The following is a 24,450-nucleotide window of genomic DNA, read 5'->3' on the forward strand; positions in this document are numbered from 1 at the left end:
CCTAGCATAAGAATCCCCATCCATAATCGCAAGATTTGGATGGGGTGCGTTCAAGACGACATGAGTAGTATTCGATTTGGGCTGGAAGAGTGCGATCCGGACTTTCTGAATTTAAATATGCTGAGATTTATGCCTGGTAGTGTTGCTGCTGATGTACCTAGTCATCCAGCTTACTCATGTGTGCGTCCCACTGGAGAAAAACCGATTACTGCTGGATACTTTTTACCAAGAGCGGCAAAGCACTATGGCTATGAAGTTCCCGAAAATCCTGGCGTTTATCGGTTGTGCGAATCGATAGGTAGGAACCAACCTACAACAGTTGCAATGAATCCCCAACGGATTTACGAAACCATGCGCTACACAATGAAATTCATTAACGCCAAGATTGACGCTGGAGGTAAACCAACCAAGTTGTTTATTGACAGAGATTTGCTGGCTGTAGGTTTGGTTAACACAGATGAAAAGGGAAGATATGCGATCGCTCCTTTAGAAGATTTTGCTGGTATTTAATTGGATAATTGAGTAGTGTCCATCCTCAGTTATCGCTACCATAACTGCGTCGCCGATGAAAAAGACCCGTCGCAAAATCTCAAAACCTCGGATGATTAACCGGGACGGCGGCTTCAACGTCGTACGTATAGGAGCATCCAACTACCGTTGGCGTGATCCATATCATTTGCTACTCACTCTTTGCTGGTACAAAACCCTAGGATTTATCACTTTAGGGTATGTACTCGCTAACGCCTTTTTTGCCTTTGCGTATCTTGCTGGAGGGGATGGTATTGAAAATGCGCGTCCGGGTAACTTCCTCGACGCCTTTTTTTTCAGTGTCCAGACTATGGCATCTATCGGTTATGGGGCGATGTATCCCAAAACAACCTATGCCAATATCTTAGTTACCATTGAAGCGCTATTGGGGCTGATAGGGTTGGCAATGGCGACTGGGCTAATGTTTGCCCGGTTTTCTCTCCCCCAAGCGCGAGTCATGTTTAGCCGTGTAGCAGTGATAACTTCCTATAACGGTATACCGACTTTGATGTTGCGGGTTGCCAACGAACGGCAAAACTGGATTTTAGAAGCACAAGTCAGGGTGAGTTTGGTACGTAGCGAAATCACTAAAGAAGGTGATGTGATGCGTCGATTTTACGATATGTCCCTGGTTCGCAGTCAGTCACCACTTTTTGCCTTGACTTGGACTGTCATGCACCCAATCGACGAAAGTAGTCCTTTGTATGGAGTCACACCAGAAGCGATGGTTGAAGATGACATGGAAATCGTGGTCACTCTGACTGGGCTTGATGAAACGGTAACTCAGACTATCCATGCCCGTCACTCGTATGTCGGTGAGGAAATTCTTTGGAATATGCGGTTTGTCGATATTTTGTCCAAGACACGCGATGGCAGGCGCAGTATTAATTACACCCGCTTTCATGATGTCATGCCGATTGGGGATTAAGCTGCATTTAGTTGCTGAGTTAACCAGTTGCGGAAACTGGAATGATACAAGCTGTAACGGGTTTTTCCTTCTATGCGTTCGGGCTGTAAGAACTCCAGCCAATTCTCTAGCGCTTCCTCTATATCAAAATCAAATTCATCAATGATTTGGGCAATATCTTCCGCAGACACACCTCCCCCCTTTTTAAGGGGTAGGAGGCGGTATTGATGAGGGTTGGGGGTCGAGGTGGAGCGCTCATGGTTCCGCCTCTATTGTTTCGAGGCGCAAAAAATGCACTCGTCCAAATTGATCGCCTGCTACAATTGTCACTCCATCTCGTGCAACTACACAGCAACGTAAGGCACCATCCGCAGTGAAACTAGCAATAACCCCCCTCGTTTCTAGATTCCAAACTTTGAGTGTGTTGTCCCATGAACCAGAAATCACGTGCTTGCCATCAGGACTGACGGCGACTGCATAAACTGGGGAGCTATGACCAGTGAGGGTGAACTCCACCTCTGCCGTTGCAAAATTCCAGACTTTGAGCGTCATGTCATCTGAACCAGAAATCACCCGTTTACCGTCAGTGGTTACAGCAACTGCATTTACCGAGGCGCGATGACCAGTGGTAGTCGTGACGGTGAATTTCTCCTTAAAGAGCTTCCGCTTTGAATCCAAAACCCGTTTTTTCTTCAAAAAGTCTAGAAAACTAGCATGATAAATGCTGTAGCAGGTTTCTTCGTCAATTTCTTGCGGCTTCAAATACTCAACCCATTCCTTCAAAACCTCTTCTACCTCATAGATATCTTGCTCTGCAATATCGGCAATCATCTCAGAGGGAATCGGCGTACCAATCTCCACTACAATAAACAGGATAATCACCCTTAATTCCTTGGGTGCTGTATCCATCCCCATTTGTACCCAATGTTGTTGATAATAGTCTTCAAGACCATCGGGCAATTGCTTTAAGGTTAGGTCATTATAAAAACCGCGAGCAATTCCTGGTAAAATATACCGCAGGTACATAAAATTGTTTTCGCTTTTTTCTGCTACCTGCTCAAGAAACGTTTCATCATTGATATTGCGTTCTCTAATCCACTTTTTCAAATCATATTTATAATCTGGGTCTTCATTAATAAATAAGCGAATATACTCTTTCACATCATCACGGCTTAAACCTACATACTGACTCGCCCTTAAATCCAACTCATCCATCGGAACACCAGGAGACACAGATAATCGCTTTGTCTCTTTAGTATATGGGCGTCTGGTAAGTAGAAAATAGACCTGTTCTGGAAGCGCCGTAGGTAAATATAAAAGATTATCCCCCGGTTCTTGCTCTACTTCATCAAGTGCATCAACCACAATTACCAAACGTTGATTGGGAAGAAGTTTTTTACTGACTTTTTCCAGCAAAGTTGGTAAATCAGCTTTCTCTGCATTCTGCAACTGGTAACGCTTAATCAGTTGTTGACGAATACTTTCCAAAAACTGTTCGGGGCGATCGCGACCCTCAACGCGAATATTAAAATAGCAAGGAGATTTGTGGTCAAAGACGTATTTAGCAGCAATAGTACTTTTTCCCATTCCCGCATCCCCTATAACTGTAAAGTAACCGTTGGAGTTGTTTTTCAAGAATTGAGCAAAAGCTTTAAAAACAAATTCACGACCGCAAAAAGACCGAATCTTTTCTTTGATTAATGGTTTAAACTCCTCTGGATACTCATCCAAATTCCAGTCTGGGTAAGGCTGAAATTCTGATGATTTAGTACGTTGTGCTACGTCGATAAAAACTCTGCCAAACTCTTCTAACTCTGTACGTATTTCAATTCCTGCTTCTCGTATCTCATTTCCTAAAGTATTCCAATTCAGAAATTTTTCTACTTCCTTCAAGAAACCTAATGGATTCTTTGAAGTATAAGCTTGCCAAAAAGCGTTTTTAATTTCTTTCTCTCTAAAAAGTTTAAGAATTGGCTCAGGCTTATACACCCCATACTCTACTAAAGCGTAAGCATAAACACCATCAACATCTTTGGGGGGTTGTGTTGGGTCAAGTTTCAAACTTCTCAAAACTTGGATGACAGTTTCGTTACGCTGCGCTTGATTGATGACTAGAGTTGCAGCAGGCTTAGCAAAAGGTTTAATCGCACTAATTACGGGGTCAATATTTATCATTATTAATATTTAGTATCACTTGACACTTGTCACTCATTCTAAACTGTGGGTGAAAAGTGTGTCGGTCAAAAGTGCGATTGGCAATGCCTGTGCCCCGAATCGCGATTGGGCTTTAGCCCACTGCGCTCCGCGCAATCGCCATCACCTCTTCCCCTTCTCCTTCTCTGCGTCAAGAGCGTCCTCTGCGGTTAGTTTAAACCTCTTTGGCACCCGCAAGGCACTCATAAGTAGAGCTTGGCAACGACAAAAATACAGAAATCATACTGAAAGCAGAAGGCTACCTGACTGCATCTATTTTCACAGGCAGATGTTGCTTTATCGTTAACCTTTTAAGTTTATTTAGTAAGAACGTAAATAGGAGAAAATACTGTATGGGTTGGTTAAAAAGACTTTTTGGAATGGAAAAACCCCAAAACGCAGAAGTCAATCCTGCTCCACAAGCAGTACAGCAAGCACAGCAAGCTGCTTCTCCTGCTGCAACTCAACAAATTCCCCCAGAACGTGTGGGATTGAATGGAGAGTATGACCAAAGTGGTTTGGCAAAGCGAGTTGCGCTCGCATTTGACCAAGACCCACAATTAGATGATGTCAACACTCTTTGGGTTGCTCAGACAAGTGGAACTGTTGTGTTAAAGGGCAAAGTACCCAGCCAAGATATTCTCAATAAGATGGTTTCTGTAGCGCGTTCAGTGAATGGTGCAACTTCTGTTGATACTAGCCAAGTTACGATTGGTTAGGCAATTTAGTTTATGGGGAGGGCATTGCCCACCCCAAAGTAGCAATTCATAAAATAATCCAGCGCGTAACAGTTTGCTAGTGCTGCGACATTTCAGGAGTGAGAAATTTGGTTTCACCAAAATGTTTGTGAATCCAATCTAAAATAATCTGATTGACCAGTTCTGGGCGCTCATCATGGGGACAATGTCCGACATCTTCCATACTATGCAGTTGCAAATTCTCGTTGTACTGAGCAAATTGACGAGCAAGTACTGGAGGAACAAACTTGTCCTTTTGCCCCCATATCAAAAGCATGGGCATTGTCAAGGTTGGTAATACTGTTTTGACACTTGGACCAAAGTTTGCGCCCATTGTAGCTCGGAAAAGGGCGCTAAAAGCACGGGCAGAACCACGGTCTTGCGTAGGACCAGCTATAATTTCCACGAGTTCATCTGTCACAGCTTCTGGATTGGCGTAGGCAATACCTGCCCATCGACGCAATATCCCTGGTCGGCGCACAACGCTAAAGACACCCTTGAGAATAAATCCAGAAGCAATAACAGATTTAATTCCTGCCACAACAGGTCGCAGCCAAGGAGGGAGAGCTTCTTGCTCCAATGATGGGTCAGGCAAACTCATCATCACCACACCCTGCACCATGTCCGGATGAGTAGCAGCTGCTGCCATAGCAATCAATGAACCGATAGAATTGCCTACGAGTACCACAGGTTGACGAATGAATACTTTCCAAAAATCGTAGACCTGCTCCACCCAAAGCTCTACACTATAATTTGCTGTGGCTTTTTCAGAAGCTCCAAAACCCAACATATCAAGAGCGTAAACGGTGTAGTGTTCGCCCAGCACCTCTAAGTTGTGTCGCCAATGACCAATGGATGCACCAAACCCATGTAGCAAGATGAGGGGAGTCGTTTTTTGGTTATTTTGAGCAGGGCGAATGTACGTGTAGCGAGTTTGCCAGCCTCGCCAAACCCAGTCCCTTTGATTGCCAACCCGTTGCTGCCAATGCACTGCGCTATCCACCCTTTCCTCCAATTTATCGTATAGAAGGACTTTTCATTCTACTTTCTGAGTTAATCCCAACTCCTTGCAGCCAAACTTGTGCAAAGTTGTTATTCTAGTTTGCTTATAGAAGATAGTCTCTAAATATATTCTAAGGTAAGTACATTTTCATGTTTTTCTTTTAAGAGTTTTTACTGAGAAAGCATAAATTATCAAGTAGTCCATACTACTTTTTTGAAAAAGAGAATATGTATTATAGAAACTGCATAATACAGAGAATATACTGAGATAGAAAAAAAGAAACCACTTGACAAAAAACAGTGACAATGGTTAAAGATTGCTACTATTATGTAATTTAGATTAACGAGTAGACAGAAATCGTTTCAAAGTGAGTAGAATAGCAGATACAACGACGACGATGAAAGTGCTCTATGGATTAGCTACCATATAACTATAGGTTCCTTTTCGAGTCCTCAGTTATTTTCGTCTTTTGCTTCTGAGGCATACCATAAACAACCAAGCCAATTTCTTAACGAAAAGCTCCCACAAATCATCCCACGAATCATAATGTCTCTGATTGAAAAAAAAAGAACTCGCGATCTGCCCCAAATTAACGAACGAATTCGCTTCCCGAAAATTCGGGTTATTGATACCGATGGTTCCCAGTTGGGAATTCTGACCCCACAAGAAGCAATACAACTAGCGGAGGAAAAAGAGCTAGACTTAGTGCTGCTTAGTGACAAGGCTGAGCCACCGGTTTGTCGGATTATGGACTATGGGAAATACAAGTTTGAGCAAGAGAAGAAGGCACGGGAAGCTCGGAAGAAGCAGCACACTGCTGATGTTAAAGAAGTGAAGATGCGTTACAAAATTGAAGAACACGACTATAACGTACGAGTCAAGCAAGCAGAGCGTTTTCTCAAAGATGGCGATAAAGTCAAAGCAACAGTGATGTTCCGGGGTCGAGAAATCCAACACAGCGACATGGCAGAAGTGTTGCTCAAGCGAATGGCGACTGATCTGGAGACAGTTGGCGAAGTCCAGCAAGCGCCCAAAAAAGAAGGGCGAAACATGATGATGCTCATCTCACCCAAAAAGTAATCAACTAAGCAGGTAAGGCAGAAAGGACAAGGAGACAAGGAGACAAGGAAGACAAAGAAGAATTAGCTTTGTTATCTCCCTCTCCTCCTCTTATTCAAACCTGTTCCACCTGAAAATATGCTCATTTCATCGGTCCTGAGTGCAGCGTGAGAAAGATAATACTCACCTACTCAGGACTATAGTTTTTGTGAGGAAATTATTTGCTCATGCGTTCGCGAAGCGGGCGCTCTGCGCGATCGCCTCCGGCACTGGGCACCAATCGCCTGAAACCGTTTCACTTTAAGGTTAGAACATGGTGGGCAGCAGAAAGCACCCAAACAGCTTTGCTGGGGCTAATAATTTAACGTGAGTTCGATGTATCCTGATTTGACCCCTCTCCAAACCTCTCCCCTTGTAGGGGAGAGGCTTAAAAATCCCATTTTTACGTAGCTCCTCCCTCTCCTACAAGGAGAGGGAGGTTGGGTGGGAGAGGTTTGTCGAACTCACGTTAATTTAGCTGCTACTTCAACGGGATAAAACCTACTCGTTGGACAACCTGTTGCCCACGAGCAGATATAGTAAAATCAATAAATTGCTTTGCGGCTGGACTCGTTTTACGTGGCACAACTAAATAAACGACTCGACTAATGGGATAAGTCCCATTTTCGATAGCAGTTCTATCAGTGGGAGAAATGCCGTTAATCGGGATAAAGCGCACAGTTTTTTGATTTTCTATCTGAGAAACTGTGCTGTAACTGATGCCGTTATCACCCAACGCACGTAATATCGAAGTGGTTTCATCTTTCTTGATTGTGGTGAAATTTGCACTATCAGGTGCAAAAGGCTCCTCTAAAAGCACCGCTTCCTGAAAGAATGTATATGTACCACTGTCTGGAGAGCGGTTAATCACTTTGATTGGCAGGTTGGGACCTCCTACCTGTGACCAGTTCGTGATTTTCCCCTGAAAAATTCCCTTCAACTGTTCTATTGTCAATTCCCCTTTGTACGGATTGTTGATGCCTACTGCTACAGCCAAAGCATCTCTTGCAATTGGGACTTGCACCAGTCCAGCTTGTGCTTCATCAGGCTTCAGGGGACGTGAACTCGCTGCCATCAACACTTTGCCGTCCCTTAAATTTTGAATTCCTTTATTGGTGCCATTCGGACTGCCATTTGGTAAGCCATAAGTTGTAGGCAAGGAAGGGTTTACCGGATTAAAGGCAATTTGAAGCTGCCTCATCAAAGCCACTATCGTGACGCTACCATCAATCGTCAGCACGTTTGGATTGGGCAGACTGGTATCCAAGCTTGAGGTGTCATACGATTGACTCGCACTAGGTTGGGATGCAGAGGGTTGAGTTTGTTGCCCAGATCCGCCGAAAGGCAAGCTACCCCGGAAATACCACACACCAAAGCCCAGAAGCCCAAGAGTAATGAGCAGAGATAGCACCAAGGTGAGAGTTTCTTGATTATTGCTTCTTTTAGCCATGTGGGATGTTAGTTATTGGGACTTTGCAATTTGGGCGATCGCCGTAAGGCGTGGCACCTGTGCAATCGCAAACACTGTCAGCCGCCCAACCTGATCAGTTTGATCGTCACTGTCAAACAAGTATTCCCTAGAACACTGCTGTCAGTAGTTCAGCTTACAAACAAAAGCAGCTTTAATTGCTTGAAACATTGCTCAGAATAGCTCCTGTGGCAACGCCAAAAATATTAGCCAGAGAGAAATCAATTGCTTCTATACTATCGCGAGTTCCCCCAAAATGCCTAAATTGAGAAGCGCCATATTTGTGACAATCATTTCTTTGTGAAGTTTTGCAATCTCAATTTTTGGAAGAGACAGTGTTTTACCATTACGTTTTTTATTAGTAGGAAAAGTAGGAAAAGTAGGAAAAATTGCTCGATATTATTTTTTTATTCAAAAATATATTGATTTCAAAAATAACCAAAAAATTGTATTGCAACTTTATCAAAAATTTATTGTGATAGTTGAATATAAGTTATAGTATTACTACTTAGAGGCAAAGTTAAATATTGTCTTTATAAAAAATAGTACGCCTGCGGCAAACACTAGTGCTTAGAAGAAGCAATTAGTTATAATCTGCACTAAATATAGTAAGTGCTGTAAACACGCTAGAGTTAAGGCTTTGAATTTTCAAAGCTAGTCAATGGCTACTTATAAGTTTTTACAGGGTGAAGCAACCAACTTGTTGACCCAATTAAGTGTAGGTAAAAGCTTGTATGAGGCAACGCCTTCGTTCTCTTCAGCGCTTTGTGCTGTTTGTTACGCCATTAATAGCTAGTTCTGCTTTGGCAACCGCACTTAGTCAAGCTGCTACTTTTGCTCTCTCTGAGGGAGAATCCAATTTTACCAACATAAATCAACAACCTTTGGAATTGGAACTGAAACTAACACCAACACCATTGCCATTGGTAATCGTAGCAATGTGGATGCTGTGGCTCAGGCAAAAGCAACTTTTCTCGCTCGTCCATCAGCACCAAAAGCATTTGATTTATTATTGAGCGAAGCTTTGGGCGAAGGTAGAGATTATTTAGGATAGACAGAAAATCAAGCTACAGTTATCGGTGATTTTATTGTAGATACCGAGCAATCTTTTTCGTTTGACTTGACAACCTATTTCAACCTGCAAACATCAGCATCACGCTAAAGGTTAATAGTTACAGTGACCAAAACCAGCAATCATTGCTTTTGAACAATTTTTTATATTATTTATAACCATATATTTTCCATAAGAAGTAGAGCTTAGTGTTGAGCTATTACTACAGCTATTGCTAGAGAAAATAGACCACAGTTGAAGATACGGATTGAGGAAGAAAAACTTTTCTTTTTCAGTTATGAAGCGTCTTGATAATTTATGAGATAGATACAGTGAATATCTAATTTGAAAATAAATATAAACTTAAATCTTACTAAGAATATAATTTTTTGAAATAAAATAAAATGGTCAAAAGGGAGATGCGATCGCCCTCCTTTCTGAATGAGCAACTGCAAATCAAAAATAGCCAAATTACAGGCAATATCGAGCATAGCAAGTGTACTTTCACACTGAATCACATCCGTGAGGTAGTCGGTACTGGACAGTTAGGCACAACTTTATTAGGGCTGAAACGAGGAGCAGAAACGCTTGGATTTAATGCTCGCACAGTAAAAACTTCGCCAGAATTATTAAATCGGATGAATGAAGCGCCCCTACCAGCAATTATTCACTGGAAAGGGTATCACTGGGTTGTTTTATACGGTACGAAAGGCAAAAAATGTGTCGTCGCCGATCCAGCAGTAGGAGTCCGTTATCTTTCTAAAAAAGATTTAGCAGAAGGTTGGACGGATTGGTTGATGCTTTTGCTAGAGCCTGATCCAGTTCGGTTTTTTGCTCAACAGAAGGATGAAGTTGGAGGCTTTTGGCGTTTTTTCCGGCGCGTCTGGATTTTTCGCTCTATTCTGGCGCAAGCTTTACCTTTAAACTTCATTCTGGGGTTAAGTTTGTAAAAATACAAGGAAATGCTGATATTGTTTGTACTCAACTCAAGTTTCACTATGCAGGTCGGCTTGACTTATTAGAAGACTTTTCTTTGACAATTCCTGGCGGTAAAGTTGTAGCTCTCATTGGGAAATCTGGTTGTGGGAAAAGCAGTCTAGCTAAAATCATTGCCGGGTTAGATCCACTGCAATCTGGTAATATTCGTATTGGACTTTATAACTTAGATGACCTTGCTCTTGATTGTCTGCGTCAACAAGTGATTTTAGTTCCTCAAGACGCTCATTTTTGGAGTCGTTCCATTATTGAAAACTTTCGCTTAGCAGCACCCCACTTAACTTTTGAGCAGATTGTGCGAGCTTGTCAAATTGCTGAAGCTGATGAATTTATTAGTAAACTACCCGACAAATATCAAACTATTTTAGGTGAATTTGGCGCAAATATTTCTGGTGGACAACGTCAACGACTAGCAATAGCACGAGCGCTCGCCACAGATCCAGCAATCCTCATTTTAGATGAATCTACCTCTGGACTCGACCCAGTCAGTGAGAACCTTGTGCTGGATAAACTGTTTAAACATCGTCGCGGTAAAACCACGATTTTGATTACCCACCGTCCCAAAGTCATTAATCGCGCTGATTGGGTTGTGTTGTTAGATCAAGGAAACTTAAAACTTCAAGGCTCTCTGGAGGATTTACGCTCAAAAGAAGGAGACCATTTGGACTTTTTAATATCTTAACTAATGGCGAACCGCGTATAGAAGAAATTTAGCAGATCAAGTAGCAATTATGTATACCGATAAGCAAAAACCTCTCTCCTCGCTTCAAATTCCCTCGATTCAAAGTGACGGGTTTCTCCCTCCTATTAGTCCTTGGACATCTTTAGCTGGAGTTTTTCTTGTTGGAACTGTCGGTGCTGCGTTTAGCCTCGCTTGGTCTGTAAAATATAATGTCACAGTGAAAGCTAGTGCTAATGTGCGTCCCACAGGGGAGCTTCGGCTAGTACAACCAGAAATAGAAGGAACTGTTAAACAGATTTTTGTCAAAGAAAATCAAAGAGTCAAGCAGGGAGATACCATCGCCTTCCTTAATGATGAGCAACTGCAAATTAAAAAGAGCCAGATAAAAGGCAATATTGAGCAGAGCAAGTTACAACTGATTCAAATGTATGCTCAAATCAAAACTTTAGATGTTCAGATTGTTGCTGAAAAGAGAGTTATAGAACAGATAATTTCTTCTGCGAAAACGGAATTAGCACGTAACCAGCGAGAATATCAAGAACGACAAATTACAACGACAAGCGACTCACTAGCAGCAGAAGCAAGTTTGCAAAAAGCAGAAGCTGACTTGCAAAAAGCCAAGGTAGATTTAGACTTTGCTATCGTAGATCGCGATCGCTATGAGCAGTTGTCACAAACCGGAGCCATTGGTCGGCGTGAATTTGAACAGAAAAAACTAGCTGTTGAACAAGTAAAATTAACACTACAAGGTCAACAAAAAGCTGTTGATATTGCTAAAGCGAAATTGAAATCAACTAAAGCCGCTCTTAATCCCAGCTACGCAACGGTTGACATAGCAAAAAAACGCGTTGACCAAGAAATTGCTAAAGGTGAAGCAGCGATCGCGACTTTGCTCAAAGAAAAAGAAGCCTTAATTCAGCGGCGAACTGAAATACAAAACCAAATAAACCAATCTCGAAAAGACATCCAACAACTTGATACTCAATTGAAAAGTAGCATAATTCGTGCCACTAGTAACGGTGTTATTCTTAAGCTAAATGTGTATAACCCTGGTCAAGTTGTGCGTACTAGCGAAGCTATTGCCCAAATTGTTCCTCTTAATGCTCCTTTAGTTATTAAAGCCGTGATTCCTCCTGCTGACATTAAAAAAGTCGCAGTTGATCAAAAAGTGCAATTACGAGTTGATGCTTGTCCCTATCCTGATTACGGGACTCTCAAAGGTACTGTCAGCGCTATTTCTCCAGACGCTATTACATCTGGAAGCAATTCAGGTACTCTAGCAACGAGTTCCTCAACTGCTGGTGCTAGCTAGTTTGAAGTCACAGTAAAACCGGAAACACTAACATTCGGACGTGGCGGATACGAATGCCATCTTCAAGCTGGAATGGCTGCTACAGCTGATATTATTTTTAAAGAAGAGACAGCGCTGCAATATCTGTTGAGAAAAGCAAGATTAATAACAGATTTGTAAGCAGCTATTAAATTGACTTGAGTTCGATACACCTCTCCCACCCAACCTCCCTCTCCTATAAGGAGAGGGAGGAGCAACGTAAAAATCAGAGTTTTAAGCCTCTCCCAGTAAAAAAAGCTGCTCCTTTTCCCAAACCTCTTAGGGGAGGGTTAAAAAGAGGTGGGGAGAGGAATGGAAGCGGGGTCAAATCAGGATACATCGAACTCACGTTAAATTGACCAAAAGCAATAATATATTGCTTTTAGTCACTGTAGCTATTAACCGTTATCCGTTAGCAACTCCTCAACCTTTAGCAGCTAGGTTTTCTTTTAATGAGCGTGCTGAAGTCATTGCTTTACGTTTAGCATTGGCGATAAGACCAATAACGCTACCACAACAGAGTAAAGCTAGAGTACTGGAAGGTTCAGGTGCTGTAACTCTAGTTCTATTAGTCTTAACTTGTACTAAAGCCAGATTTGTTTTGTTGGTAAAAGAGCGTTGCAGAGAACCCCCAAGAGAAGCCGTAGCATATTCTTGATTTCCTCCAAACTCAGATGCGGGGACTGCTAGCTCTCTTACAGTAACATTGTCGCTTTTTTGATATGCAATAAAGTCGTTATCAGCTTGAGTCGCTAAATTTCCCGTAAGGCTGAAGAAGTCTAAAACACTGTTATTCGTAGTGTCGATTAATTTGAAAGATATATCTCCAGCTGCTCTTGCATTTTCTGCTGGTGGATTATCTATTGATGTTTCCAAGTCTAAATTTGCTGTAAAGTCAAAAGAAAAAGGTGTATTTGCCTCTACAACAAAATTACCAATAACTTTACTTTGGCTTTCCGCCTCTCCTAGGTAATCTTTGTTCTCGCCCAAGGCTACACTCAAACCTGAAGTGGATGCTTCTGGTGGAGAAACTACAAAAACTGCACCTGCTTGAGCAAAAGCACCCACATTACCACCATTACCAATAGCAAGGGTGTCGGTGTTAGTCTCAGTTCCAATTCCTAATGGTGTTTGATTAATGTTGGTAAAATTGAAATCTCCTTCAGAGTAAGCAAAAGTCGCAGCTTGACTAGGTGCAGTTCCTAAGACAGAACCAGCTATGAGTGGCGTAGCGAACAGTACACAATGCTGAACAAAAGCTAAGCGTCGCTTCATACAATTCTTTGCCTATATTTGGTGATGAGGTTGGCTAAGTTGCCGTATAAAAATCTGTAAGCAGCATAAATGTGCCTTGAAAATTCAAAGCGTTTACTCTGCTGTCTCTGCAGTTATTCTTTAACTGGGTAGATAATGCAACTTATTTGCACCCAAATATCTGTAATTTGCACCTAAATACCTGTAACAACCGCTCCAGTGTTACGACGGTTTAACTGTAATCTTCAATGATACATTTAAGTAGTAATCTTAACAAATAAATCTAAGTATTTAGTTAGATTTTTTGTAAAATGACGGTAAAATTTTCTTTTAACAAAAGTTCATGAAAACACGAATAAAATTAAAAATTATTGTTCTATTTTTCTACTATGGGGTTATCATCTAACCACTGCAATATCTGTTGAAAAAAGCAAGGTTAACAACAGATTTGTGAGCAGCTATCAACTAAACTGTCCGCAGGACTTACGGCGATTGCCCAAGCGGCAGTGGCAAAGCCAATCGCACAGGTGCCAACGCCCGCGCTCCCCGCGATCGCTCAACATTACTTACGCTAATTAGCACGATAGCGATGCTCATGCACACAGCCACAGTCATGCGATGGTGCGGAGGAATCACCAAAGGGCGATTGCAAGGGAAAGCACTGCCCCTTGGGCGATCGCCTGGAGATAAATTTTCGAGAATAGTGTCACGCTTCCAAGCAATGGCAGTATCTATTTAAGTAAATTTAAATACCCGGCACTTTTCTAAAAACCCTTGTGGAATTTCTGGACTCTCTCCCCAGTGTTGATGAATATAAGAAGCGTGTAGAGACGGAAGCAAATTCCATCCCTCATATCCTGTGGATTCCTCGCAATCGTAGCGATAAGTTTGAAACAAAGGTGTACTAGGAGTTGAGATTAAACGGGAACGATGAAACTCATGCCCGTAAACCGTTGCACCTGCGCGTACTACCAGACTATCTTGTAAAGCAACTGCTCGACGATACCCTAAAGTAAGACGCCCACCCATCTGGGCTGTTGTGGGCAACACGCCCACCATTGACCAAGATTTCCCTTCAAAATCGACTATTTGCTCGCATAGATACATTAATCCTCCACACTCAGCAATGGTGGGCATTCCAGAGAGGATTGCTGTTTTCACTGTATAGCGAGCATCGGTGTTTTCTGCTAGTTGTTGGGCAAAGACTTCTGGAAAACCACCGCCAAAATACATTCCTTGCACATTCTCTGGTAATCCAGCATCTTCCAAAGGACTCCAGAAAACCAGTTCTGCACCCAATTGTTGCAGCAAATCAAGATTGTCTTGGTAGTAAAAATTGAAAGCGCGATCGCGGGCTACGGCTATCCTGATTTGGGATTTTGGATTTGGGATTTTGGATTCAATAAGCGATTGGGGACTAGCGATTAGGGATGAGGCAGATTCTTTCCTCTGTTCCCAGTCCCCAGTTCCTAGTCCCCAGTCCCTAGCCCGCAACAGTGGTAATAAACGTTCCCAGTTAAAGCAAGTGTCCCCCAAATGGGCAAGCCGGTCAATTACAGCACGTAGTTGGGGGAGTTCTGCTGTTGGTACTAAACCCAAGTGTCGGTCTGGAATTGTGATGTTTTCTTCACGTCGCAGCACTCCAACAATCGGTAATTGTAGAGGTTCCAGGGCATTTTTGAGAAGAGTGAGATGGCGATCGCTTCCCACTCGATTCAGTACCACTCCTGCAATCTTCACTCTGTTGTCAAACGAACAATAACCGTGTGCGATCGCAGCCACAGAACCAGACAACCTGCTGCAATCAAGCACCAGCACCACAGGCAAATCCAAAAGCCGTGCTACATGAGCTGTACTAGCAAAATCATTTGCCCCTCCCCGAACTTCAGCCAGGGGTTGGGGTGGGGTGACAAAATCATTTGCCCCTCCCCGAACTTCAGCCAGGGGTTGGGGTGGGGTGACAAAATCATTTGCCCCTCCCCGAACTTCAGCCAGGGGTTGGGGTGAAGTGGCAAAATCATTTGCCCCTCCCCGAAGCTCGGGGAGGGGTTGGGGTGGGGTGACTCCATCAAATAGCCCCATCACCCCTTCTACTAACGCATATTCACTTATGTCAGCGTGCTTAGCAAAACATTGCTTTACATAAGTCTCAGATGTTAACACACAGTCTAAATTACGACAAGCAAGACCCGTAACGTACTGATGAAACATCGGGTCAATGTAGTCCGGACCAACCTTGAAAGATTGTACCTTTAGACCTCGTTGACACAAATACGCCAAAAGGGCGAGCGTGACAGTCGTCTTACCCACCCCACTGCGTTCTCCCGCAATAACTAAAGCCATAAATTTCTATTAAGGAGTTAAGAGCCAAAACTCCTAACTCCTTAATTTTACTTCTTAAGTTACTTCTTAAGTCCTAATTTGAGAATTTGGGTTGTGGTACCAAGGCTTTCTTCAAAAAGTGCCTCATGACCCCAGCGTTGCACCTGCTGGCTCAGCAAAGCTTCTGCTTTTTGCTCAGAAAGTGAACTCACCTGTTGAAACACACCACTAGACTGGGCACCACCTTGTGTTTCCATCCGCATACAACCACCAGTTTCTGAACAGATCAGAGTACCGGCGTTTGCCTGTGGATTTGTGGAACTTAGGCGCAGGGCAATCAAATCGCCAGGAACTTCACCCACATCACCGACTGGGACTCCTGCTAACTCGGCTTCTATTTGCCGTTGATCTTGGGCAACTAACTGAATTCGTGTAATCTCGTAATCTCCGCTTTCGTTTTCATAAGAAACCGGCTGCCATTGCAATCGACTTGCCAGCCAACCCAAAAACAACAGCGCTTGTACAGGGCTGCCTTTTTCGTAATCAATGTTGATTCTATCTACTTCTGTAAGGGCAGCACGACGTTGGGGTGCGTCATAAGCTTCAGCTGTTAACTCTTGCCATCCTGAAAGACGACGCCAGTTCAAATCAGCTAGAGGGACACCAGATTCTACCAACTCTTGCAAGCTGAGCAAATCAGTTTCTGGCTTGTTGAAGTAGCAGGAATCTACAATAACGTTGTTGCATACTGCCGCTAATCGCTTGAATAAAGGGTTGTTGGGGTCTGGCGTTGCTTTCCACCAGAGAAACTTGGGCAAGCCACCTATCAACAATGCCGGAATCATGCCACCGATCCGTTCCAAAGCAGCAGCGGTTCCTGTCAAAGTAATGTACTCGCAGCAGACGAGTGTACTTGCGGACTGCTTTTGAATTGGGCAGTAGGCAGAGACTTGAGCCTTCACCCCGACATCTTCGCCAGCTATGGGAGTCAGGGCAATAATACGGCAGGGGTTACGGCTGGCAATTTCATCAGCAAGTCGGGGGCTGCTGGTGTCTGCAACATAGGACGTACCACCAGAACCGTTGTCTGCGGTAGCCCCATTGCCATGACGTTTGGTGAGTTCTTCGCGCAAGATGCCCAAGGTTTCATCTGTTGCTGTTCCAGTCTCAGTCAGACCATAGGTTTTCTGCACTTCTCGTAGTGCTGTTTTCATCTGCGGACCGAGAATGCCATCAATCGGACCTTTGTAAAATCCCAAAGTAGCCAAGAGATATTGGGTTTCTTCGGGTTCGTAAACCACCAAACTAAATGTTGTGGCGCGAGTCGCTGCAGGAAGCGCACCATCTTCACCCGCGATGCCGTAACTTTGCCAAATACGACTCAGTTCCGCTTCAATTTCTGAAAGCGAAACATCTTTAGGAGCCTGAAGTGAAAAAATTGTAGGAGCTTGGGAAGTCATAACAATTGAAGTATGAAGTATAAAGTATGAATTGCAGAAGGATAAAAGAACCGAAAAAATTCTATTTTTCTTCCTTTATCCTTCATCCTTCTATAGTCTGCGCCAGCGGCGACCATCCTGGTTAATCAACAATTCCGCTTCGGCTGGTTCCCAAGTGCCAGCTTCATACCGGGGAACTGATGCCGGATCTGCGGGTGCATCCCAAACAGAAAGGATTGGTGTAACAACCTGCCACGCGGCTTCCACTTCGTCTCCCCGTGTAAATAATGTCTGATCGCCCATCATACAATCTAAAAACAGGCGGTCATAGGCATCGGAAGTTGCTTGGATACCAAAAGAACCATAAGTAAAGTCCATGTCAACGGAACGGGTACGGAATTCCGCTCCTGGCATTTTGACTTCAAAGCGTAAAGAAATTCCTTCATTAGGCTGAATCCGCATTGCCAAAATGTTACCAGCCATTTGTTGGGCGGCAGATGGAAACATCCGAGAAGGAACTTCGCGGAAGTGGATCGAAATCTCACTCACTTTTTTTGGCATCCGCTTACCAGTACGCAAGTAGAACGGAACTCCTTGCCAGCGCCAGTTGTCAACCAGAAACTTCACCGCCACATAAGTGGGTGTTGTGGAATTGGCATTAACTCCTGGTTCCTCATGATACCCTGGGACGGGTTTACCCTTCATCCACCCAGCACTATACTGACCCCGGACTGCAGAACGGTGCAAATTTTGGACATCAGCTAATCGAGTTGCCCGCAGTACCTTCACTTTTTCGGTACGAATGCTGTCGGCATCTAGGGCATTGGGAGGCTCAATCGCTGCCAGGCAAAAAATTTGCATCAGGTGATTTTGCAACATATCCCGCAGTGCGCCAGAGCTTTCATAGTATCCAGCGCGGTCTTCTACTCCTACGGTTTCTGCTACAGTAATCTGAACATGGTCAACAAATTGGCGATTCCACAGCGGTTCAAAAATCGCATTGGCAAAGCGAAACACCAGTAAATTCTGAACTGTTTCTTTTCCAAGGTAGTGGTCTATCCGGTAGACTTGCTGTTCTTTACAATATTTCTGTACCACTCGGTTAAGACTTTGGGCAGAAGCCAAGTCCCGACCAAAGGGTTTTTCAATCACTAGACGATGCTTGTACGCGTCTTCCAGCATCCCCTCTGAGCCAAGCTGCTTGATTGCTTCTGGAAAGAAATTCGGCGCAACAGACAGGTAGAACATTCGGTTTCCACGTGTTCCCCTTTTCTCGTCTAACTCACTTAAGAAATTCTTTAGTTTCTGGTAACTTTCGGGCTTGTCGATATCACCAGAGCAGTAGAACAGACCTTGGGAGAAGTCTTGCCACAGTTCCTCCTGACCGACACCGCCATGAGCTTCTTCCATGCCCTTGCGCATCTGTTCGCGGAAGTATTCGTGGCTCCAGTCCCGACGTGCTACACCAACAATGGTGGTTTCTGGTGGAATGCGTCGTTCTTGTCGCAGTTTGTAAAGTGCTGGTACCAGTTTACGCCAAGTAAGGTCGCCGGAAGCACCAAAGATAACTATGATCTGGGGTTCGGGCATCCGTTGCTGTTGCAGACCAACCCGCAGCGGATTTTCTAGCAGACTGACCATAACAATTTTGGATTAGGGATGTGAGATTTGTGATTAGGGATTGGGGAGCTCGGGGTCCCCTCTGGGGATGAGGGGCAATAGGGATTGGGGATTAGGAATTGGGGATTAGGGATTGGAGAAATTTCCCAGTCCCGAATCCCGAGTTCCTAGTCCCTAATTGCTACACTGGCGACAACTGTCTGACTTTGGTTTCTAGAGAACCCATCAGCGATTCAAATGGCTTGACAAACTTATCGATACCATCAACGAGTAATTCGTCCATGACTTTGTTGATATCGATGTTGATGTCTGGGTCTTTGAGGCTTTCTATCAGGTTATAAGCTTCTTCTACACCTGTGTCAACGCGGCTGGCGACGTCGCAGTGGTCAGCACAAGCTTCAATCGTCGCAGGTGGCAGGGTATTCACTGTGTCAGGACCAATCAACTCATCGACGTACATGACGTCGCTGTAGCTGGGGTCTTTGGTGCTGGTGCTTGCCCACAGGAGGCGTTGCACGTTAGCACCTTTGGCGGACAATGCTTTCCATTGCTCAGTCTGAATAATCTTTTTGTATTCCTGGTAAGCAATTTTAGCGTTGGCGATCGCCACTTTTCCTTTCACAGCTTTGAGCTTTGCTTCTTGGGTAATGTCATCAACGCCTTTTTTCAACTTGCCGTCAATCTTACCGTCAATATTACTGTCAATCCGGCTGAGGAAGAAGCTCGCTACAGACGAAATTTTGCTAATGTCCTGACCTTGGGCTGCCCGTTTTTCTAAGCCGCGAATGTAAGCCCAAGCTGTGTTGACGTAGCTTTGAACAGAAAACAGCAAGGTGACGTTGACGCTGATTCCTTCGGATATTACCTGCTCAACTGCTGGCAAACCTGCCTCTGTGCCAGGAATTTTAATCATCAAGTTTTCCCGACCAATTTCTTGGTAATAGCGGCGGGCTTCTTTGATTGTTGCTTCGGTATCATGAGCAATGGTTGGTGGAACTTCGATGCTCACATAACCATCTAATCCCTCAGTTGCATCATATACAGGGCGTAAGATATCACAAGCGTTACGGATATCTGCAAAAGCTAGCGATTCATAAATTTTGTATGTCGGTAATCCAGCCTTGATCCCCGCTTCAATATCGGCATCATAAATTGCGTTTCCGGCGATCGCTTTTTCAAAGATGGCTGGATTTGACGTGATCCCGCAGATTCCCTTATTTTCAACCAGGTCTTTCAGTTCGCCAGATTGAATAATATCACGGCTCAAATTATCCATCCAGATACTTTGACCGTACTTTTTAATCTCTAGTAGTTGATTAGTTGCCATACCTGTATTCGTTTAACTCCTGCTAATGATGTGTTTAAGTAACGTTTGTCAGGCTGTTAGTTGTTGGTTATTGGTTGTTCGTTGTTTGACTTCCCAATAACTACTAACCATTAACCAATAACTGCTAACCACTAACCACTCACTCATGGCTTCTGTGCTTGCTGCACCCAAGACTGATCTTTTCACATTCAAGAGTGACTGTTGTTAATAAAAGACTCCACCTTTGCGACATCTTTTGGGCTTCCAATAATCAAAGGCGTGCGCTGGTGGAGTTGTTTCGCTACCACGTCTAAGATTTCCATGTGTCCCGTAGTAGCGCGACCACCTGCTTGCTCAATGACAAAGGCTAGGGGAGCGGATTCATAAAGCAAGCGCAGTTTACCTTCTGGTTTGGAAAGTGTACCAGGGTAGAGAAACACACCGCCTTGAAGCAAAATTCTGTGGATATCACTTACCATTGCCCCACTATAGCGAGCGGTGTAGCCTTCTGTTCTGTGAACGTAGCGGACGTATTCCCGAATCGGTTCATCCCACTGCCAAAAATTACCCTCGTTGACGCTATATATGGAACTGTGATCAGGAATTCGGATATTTTCTTCCGTGAGGATAAACTCTCCTAAGCTGGGGTCGAGGGTAAACGAATGAACTCCCTTACCAATAGTATAGACCAGCATCGTGCTCGGACCATACAATATGTAGCCAGCGGCAATTTGGTTGCGTCCAGGAGCTAGCAGGTCCGCTGCTTCACCATTGAGGTCGTTTCCTTCCTGTTGTCGAATCGCGAAGATGGAACCCAAACTCAGATTTGTATCAGTGTTGGATGAGCCATCAATTGGGTCATACAAAAGAGTGTAGCGACCTATCGGGCAGTTTTCCGGAATGTAGTAGGGGTTTTCCATTTCTTCGGAAGCTAAGCGACAGACTAAACCGCTTTGCTTGAAAACCGAGATAAAGACATCATTGGCATAGACATCCATCTTTTTGACGGATTCTCCTTGCACATTGACTTCCCCTGTAAATCCGAGAACCCCTTCCATTAAGCCTGCACGGCTGAGGCGACGAGCAATCAGTTTGCCAGCAAGGGCGATCCGATTCATCAGCGCACTCAGATCTTGCGCTTCGGGCGAAAAGCTGTGAAGTTGCTGTAGGACATGACGGGATAATGTTGTACAATCACGATCTAACGCCTTGTCTATGACTTCGCTGCTTACCGACTCTAAAGATTCCGGCACTTTAGCCATTTTTTATTCTCCCTAGAGACTAGGTGTTTGTTGGGTTCATCCCGTGCGTTGCAACTTGTGGTTGCTGCCTCTATCTTAGAAAGGTAATTTGACAATCTAAATGTGATTTTAGATAAACTAAAGAAATCAATCATCTGTAGGTCTATCCAAGGCTAATTCACCCGCTTGGAATGCTATACTTGAGCAAGTCTACCTAGTCTAAATGGAAATTTAAACACAATGGTGTCTCGCCAGAAATAATTCCATAGGTATATTTATCCAATCAAGCGAGCAGCGCACCTGTAGACGAAAAAAACATTTTTTACTCTGTTAAGTTGTCATCATCTCCCCGCTCGCTGGGCAGACTCATAGAAGAATGGAAAAAACGAAAAGCAGCAAACCCTCCACTCCAATTCGGTTGAACGTTGCTAACTATACTTTAGCATTTTACAAACCGACGAGTTATGACTATGAGCTAGCAGTCACAACTCGTCGGAGATAACTTGATCAAATTGTTTTATTGATTTTTTCTAGATATTTCAGCGCTTAATAGCTTGCATAACTAGAAAACAATTTGCTACTATTGTATTTCATCGCTCTTAAGACTCTTATCTTTTCACCCAACTACCTTGTCGCTCCTCCTCGCGGGGTTTAGCCTTATTAACTCTAAGTTGGCGACCCATCCATTCAGCTCCATCTAACTCTGTAATGGCAGCGTCCTCTTGGGCATCTTCGCTCATGTCAACAAAGGCAAAACCGCGTAATCGTCCAGTTTCGCGGTCAGTAGGTAACACAACTCTTTTGACCTCGCCATATTCTGCAAATACTAATTTTAAATCTGCTTCTGTGGCGCGGTAGGAGAGATTTCCAACGTAAATAGTCATGTGAATCACGTAAGTCGCAACAAAGAGCGAAGAGTTCAGCTTGAAAACAGCTAAAACAAATAGCAGGAATTGCTTTCGTCTCGTCTGATTCACCAATGGCAAAGATTGTAGGAGCAAAGCAACCAAGGAGGTTGCGTCTTCTTACAAGTCAACCAGTGGTCATGCTGAATTTTCGCATACGCTACAGATCATAACTGATTGCGTCAATTTTCAAAGTATGAGATTTTACAAACACCTAAAGGTTCAAATCAGCTTGGCTTATATGTGCTGATATCTCTTATGGTTAATAAAATTTTGTTTAATTTTTTCTAAGTTTAAATTAAGAAAAATACCTATTTCTGCAGATGCGGAAATTTCAATTTTGAAATTCTCGTATTTTCATTTGGGCTGAAATGAGTTTTTCATCATACCTGAAATGATCTACGCACCCTTCTTTAGAAGGAGGCAAGGAGGCAGTTGACAAGGTCTTATAAATCGAGTTAACGAGCAAACCGTTCTACCAAATATCTTCAAAAAAAAATAGGTATAAATTTTTATACACTAAAGGGATTTCCAATAAAGAAATTATCCCCTAACAATCGGGTGGGCATCCCGGAGAGCCATACGTGCCAACAATCACGCTTAAACACGCAATTGAGCGTAATTTTAGCTCCCCAAACCCCCAATCCTTGCGGGCTACTAAGAAGAAGCCTCGCGGTGGGTTAAAAACACCGCGCAGCATTCTTTTAGAATCCCTGGACTAGAAGTCCGGGAAATAGTCAATCAATGCTAATCGACTGAGGACCACCAGTTTTGCCATTATGTGCCTGAGTGGGTTCAGTAGTTAAAGTCCTGTTGGTACTTGAACTGCGTTGTTGGTCGAGCCAGCTTTTAACGGGATCGTCAGCAAGGCTGAGTCGAAGCAAACCAGAGACGAAACCGCCCAGAAATGAGATTGGGTGCTGGGTGAATTGTTTAAATATGGGTGTTAATTCATCAATGAACATGAAAAATCTCCTGGCACTTCATTAAAAATTAGGACTATTAAAGCGATGGTAACGTGTGGAGTGATGCCTTCGTGAGGATTGTTATCGTCCTGGAAGCTTTGGGGACTTTATGGTGAGAAAAGCTGGGAGTGCATCTATCTAGGAATAGAATAAGCGGTGGTAAAACATTCCCAACACAACCACCGCTGTTCATCTCAATTGTATTTACATCGAAGTTTGTTCAGGCATCATGCATTTATCAGAGTCACAACCTGCTGGTCCTGCTTCTATTAACTCGCCGAAATCATAGCGGCTCAAAACAGCATGAAAATCTTCGGTTTGGCGACGCATTTCCACTTCTTTCATGAGCTGTTCGTACTGCTGTTTTGTGATAGGCTCGAAGGGCAAGCGCGGAAATGTTTGAAGATCGTCAAACCGTGCCAGAAGTGCGGCGCTAATGTAGCCTTGATCATCTCTGATAGCTTCATATATGCGAGTTCCCAAGGCTTCAACTTCATTTTCCCGTAGTTCAATGGTGGCAGAAGTGTTATGTGTCACATAAAATTTCTGCACCTGCATATAGAAATCCATTTGGGCGATCGCATTAAATTGACTAATATCTATTTGATCAGCACCTGGTAAATCAGCCCAAAGTACAGAGACTGGAATTTCCACAAGCCATTCGCTGACTCGGGGATCAAAGGGATCATTTAACAAGTTACCCTGTTCATCTTTGTCCGATTGAGAAGGTATGACATTGTAGCCGTAGTCAATACAAGCTAAAGCTACGGGATCATTTTTGCGAAAGGTGATCCTACGAAGAAATCTTTGTGCCTTGGGCGGATGCCATCCTGGGCTAGCACCTGTTAATAAAGACTTGGTACCGCTGGGTTGAACTGTGGTACAGCGATTTGGGCGTTTGAGATTGTGGCGATCGCAGTAATCCCAAACAACACGCTGCACAGTATCTTTCCAAAAACTCAGGTATTCTTCCTCTTGACGCTTAAACGCCAATCCTTGAGCAGTCGCAGGTCTTCCTTGTTCCCACCAACGTAACCAATCTACCCCAAAAGCTTGAACAAAGAAATCAAATAACCCTGTGAAAGAAACACCAACAATTGGGTCTAACTCACGGCTGTACTGGTAGCGTGGTTCAATAAATTTGTGATGCAAAAGTGCAGCTACAGAGAGCGCACCTGCTGTGAAAGCCTCCTCCTGTTCTTTGTAGTTATTTGGGTCTATTTGATTTAGGTGAATTTCTGCCAAATTGCAGTGAAAATTCGAGCCAATAATTTCCATTTTTGTTACCCTAGAGGCTTTTTATCCTCTAGTTCTACGAGTTCCTTATTACCCGTAGATCCGACTATATTTTCTACTAATAATTCCAAAGAGCATTAGTAGCCGGAGACTCGTGGAGCCGTTATTG

19 protein-coding genes and 4 pseudogenes are annotated in these 24,450 nt (G+C 43.6%); 9 read left to right on the forward strand and 14 right to left on the reverse strand.

Going from position 1 to position 24,450, the window contains the following annotated elements; translation table 11 throughout:
• Together ACM0OZ_RS38500 and ACM0OZ_RS38505 are read left to right on the forward strand one after the other, a co-directional pair.
• Positions 1-510, forward strand: a pseudogene (locus ACM0OZ_RS38500) (radical SAM protein); the annotation flags it as partial.
• Positions 511-565: 55 nt separating this feature from the next.
• Positions 566-1,456: an ion channel gene (locus ACM0OZ_RS38505; RefSeq protein ID WP_414588128.1), complete on the forward strand. Its 891-nt coding sequence runs from the start codon at positions 566-568 to the stop codon at positions 1,454-1,456.
• Here the strand turns inward: ACM0OZ_RS38505 and ACM0OZ_RS38510 are convergent.
• Complete coding sequence (locus ACM0OZ_RS38510; RefSeq protein ID WP_414588129.1) at positions 1,453-1,626, reverse strand: hypothetical protein; 174 nt, start codon at positions 1,624-1,626, stop codon at positions 1,453-1,455. The genes ACM0OZ_RS38505 and ACM0OZ_RS38510 overlap by 4 nt on opposite strands.
• A 64-nt stretch (positions 1,627-1,690) precedes the next feature.
• Positions 1,691-3,610, reverse strand: coding sequence for an NACHT domain-containing protein (locus tag ACM0OZ_RS38515; RefSeq protein ID WP_414588130.1), 1,920 nt, complete (start codon positions 3,608-3,610; stop codon positions 1,691-1,693).
• A gap of 371 nt (positions 3,611-3,981) precedes the next feature.
• Between ACM0OZ_RS38515 and ACM0OZ_RS38520 the strand changes: the two genes are divergently transcribed.
• The gene (locus ACM0OZ_RS38520; RefSeq protein WP_414588131.1) at positions 3,982-4,347 is read left to right on the forward strand and encodes a BON domain-containing protein; all 366 of its coding nucleotides are present in this window, start codon (positions 3,982-3,984) and stop codon (positions 4,345-4,347) included.
• Positions 4,348-4,423: 76 nt separating this feature from the next.
• Here ACM0OZ_RS38520 and ACM0OZ_RS38525 read toward each other — a convergent pair whose 3' ends face one another.
• Positions 4,424-5,368 carry an alpha/beta fold hydrolase gene (locus ACM0OZ_RS38525; protein WP_414588132.1) on the reverse strand — a complete coding sequence of 315 codons (945 nt, stop codon included), beginning with the start codon at positions 5,366-5,368 and terminating at the stop codon, positions 4,424-4,426.
• 546 nt (positions 5,369-5,914) lie between these two features.
• On the opposite strand from ACM0OZ_RS38525, the gene infC reads away from it, so the two are divergent.
• A complete protein-coding gene (infC, locus tag ACM0OZ_RS38530) occupies positions 5,915-6,448 on the forward strand; it encodes a translation initiation factor IF-3 (protein ID WP_041040346.1) in 534 nt (177 codons plus the stop codon).
• 206 nt (positions 6,449-6,654) lie between these two features.
• Positions 6,655-6,792 (forward strand): hypothetical protein, encoded by a 138-nt coding sequence (locus ACM0OZ_RS38535; protein ID WP_414588133.1) that lies wholly within the window; start codon positions 6,655-6,657, stop codon positions 6,790-6,792.
• A gap of 155 nt (positions 6,793-6,947) precedes the next feature.
• On the opposite strand, the gene ACM0OZ_RS38540 is transcribed toward ACM0OZ_RS38535, so the two are convergent.
• The gene (locus tag ACM0OZ_RS38540; protein ID WP_414588134.1) at positions 6,948-7,916 is read right to left on the reverse strand and encodes a phosphate ABC transporter substrate-binding protein; all 969 of its coding nucleotides are present in this window, start codon (positions 7,914-7,916) and stop codon (positions 6,948-6,950) included.
• Positions 7,917-8,668: 752 nt separating this feature from the next.
• Between ACM0OZ_RS38540 and ACM0OZ_RS38545 the strand changes: the two genes are divergently transcribed.
• The 3 genes and pseudogenes from ACM0OZ_RS38545 (at position 8,669) to ACM0OZ_RS38555 (ending at position 12,134) form a co-directional block, all read left to right on the forward strand.
• On the forward strand, positions 8,669-8,950 hold the full coding sequence (locus tag ACM0OZ_RS38545; RefSeq protein WP_414588135.1) for a hypothetical protein: 282 nt from the start codon (positions 8,669-8,671) through the stop codon (positions 8,948-8,950).
• Positions 8,951-9,470: 520 nt separating this feature from the next.
• Positions 9,471-10,663: pseudogene (locus ACM0OZ_RS38550) on the forward strand (ATP-binding cassette domain-containing protein); the annotation flags it as partial.
• Positions 10,664-10,709: 46 nt separating this feature from the next.
• A pseudogene (locus ACM0OZ_RS38555) lies at positions 10,710-12,134 on the forward strand (HlyD family efflux transporter periplasmic adaptor subunit).
• A 282-nt stretch (positions 12,135-12,416) separates the two neighbouring features.
• Here ACM0OZ_RS38555 and ACM0OZ_RS38560 read toward each other — a convergent pair.
• Positions 12,417-13,268: a hypothetical protein gene (locus ACM0OZ_RS38560; protein WP_414588136.1), complete on the reverse strand. Its 852-nt coding sequence runs from the start codon at positions 13,266-13,268 to the stop codon at positions 12,417-12,419.
• Positions 13,269-13,842: 574 nt separating this feature from the next.
• On the opposite strand from ACM0OZ_RS38560, the gene ACM0OZ_RS38565 reads away from it, so the two are divergent.
• A complete protein-coding gene (locus ACM0OZ_RS38565; RefSeq protein ID WP_414588137.1) occupies positions 13,843-13,986 on the forward strand; it encodes a hypothetical protein in 144 nt (47 codons plus the stop codon).
• Here the strand turns inward: ACM0OZ_RS38565 and ACM0OZ_RS38570 are convergent.
• From ACM0OZ_RS38570 to nrdJ, 9 genes and pseudogenes are all read right to left on the reverse strand, one after another.
• The gene (locus ACM0OZ_RS38570) at positions 13,983-15,590 is read right to left on the reverse strand and encodes a cobyrinate a,c-diamide synthase (protein ID WP_414588138.1); all 1,608 of its coding nucleotides are present in this window, start codon (positions 15,588-15,590) and stop codon (positions 13,983-13,985) included. The genes ACM0OZ_RS38565 and ACM0OZ_RS38570 overlap by 4 nt on opposite strands.
• 59 nt (positions 15,591-15,649) lie before the next feature.
• Entirely contained in the window at positions 15,650-17,029 is a 1,380-nt protein-coding gene (gene opcA, locus ACM0OZ_RS38575) for a glucose-6-phosphate dehydrogenase assembly protein OpcA (protein ID WP_414588139.1), read from the reverse strand.
• A 90-nt stretch (positions 17,030-17,119) separates the two neighbouring features.
• Positions 17,120-18,649 (reverse strand): glucose-6-phosphate dehydrogenase, encoded by a 1,530-nt coding sequence (zwf, locus tag ACM0OZ_RS38580; protein ID WP_414588140.1) that lies wholly within the window; start codon positions 18,647-18,649, stop codon positions 17,120-17,122.
• 160 nt (positions 18,650-18,809) lie between these two features.
• A complete protein-coding gene (gene tal, locus ACM0OZ_RS38585) occupies positions 18,810-19,955 on the reverse strand; it encodes a transaldolase (protein ID WP_414588141.1) in 1,146 nt (381 codons plus the stop codon).
• Between the two features lie 48 nt (positions 19,956-20,003).
• The gene (locus tag ACM0OZ_RS38590) at positions 20,004-20,141 is read right to left on the reverse strand and encodes a hypothetical protein (protein WP_414588142.1); all 138 of its coding nucleotides are present in this window, start codon (positions 20,139-20,141) and stop codon (positions 20,004-20,006) included.
• A 2-nt stretch (positions 20,142-20,143) separates the two neighbouring features.
• The gene (fbp, locus tag ACM0OZ_RS38595) at positions 20,144-21,196 is read right to left on the reverse strand and encodes a class 1 fructose-bisphosphatase (RefSeq protein WP_414588143.1); all 1,053 of its coding nucleotides are present in this window, start codon (positions 21,194-21,196) and stop codon (positions 20,144-20,146) included.
• Positions 21,197-21,783: 587 nt separating this feature from the next.
• The gene (locus ACM0OZ_RS38600) at positions 21,784-22,059 is read right to left on the reverse strand and encodes an RNA recognition motif domain-containing protein (protein WP_041037900.1); all 276 of its coding nucleotides are present in this window, start codon (positions 22,057-22,059) and stop codon (positions 21,784-21,786) included.
• Positions 22,060-22,817: 758 nt separating this feature from the next.
• A complete protein-coding gene (locus ACM0OZ_RS38605) occupies positions 22,818-23,045 on the reverse strand; it encodes a hypothetical protein (RefSeq protein ID WP_414588144.1) in 228 nt (75 codons plus the stop codon).
• Positions 23,046-23,249: 204 nt separating this feature from the next.
• Positions 23,250-24,320 (reverse strand): annotated as a pseudogene (nrdJ, locus tag ACM0OZ_RS38610) (ribonucleoside-triphosphate reductase, adenosylcobalamin-dependent); the annotation flags it as partial.
• Positions 24,321-24,450: the final 130 nt, after the last annotated feature.

This window comes from Scytonema sp. PCC 10023, assembly GCF_963920835.1.
GTDB lineage: Bacteria > Cyanobacteriota > Cyanobacteriia > Cyanobacteriales > Nostocaceae > Kalymmatonema.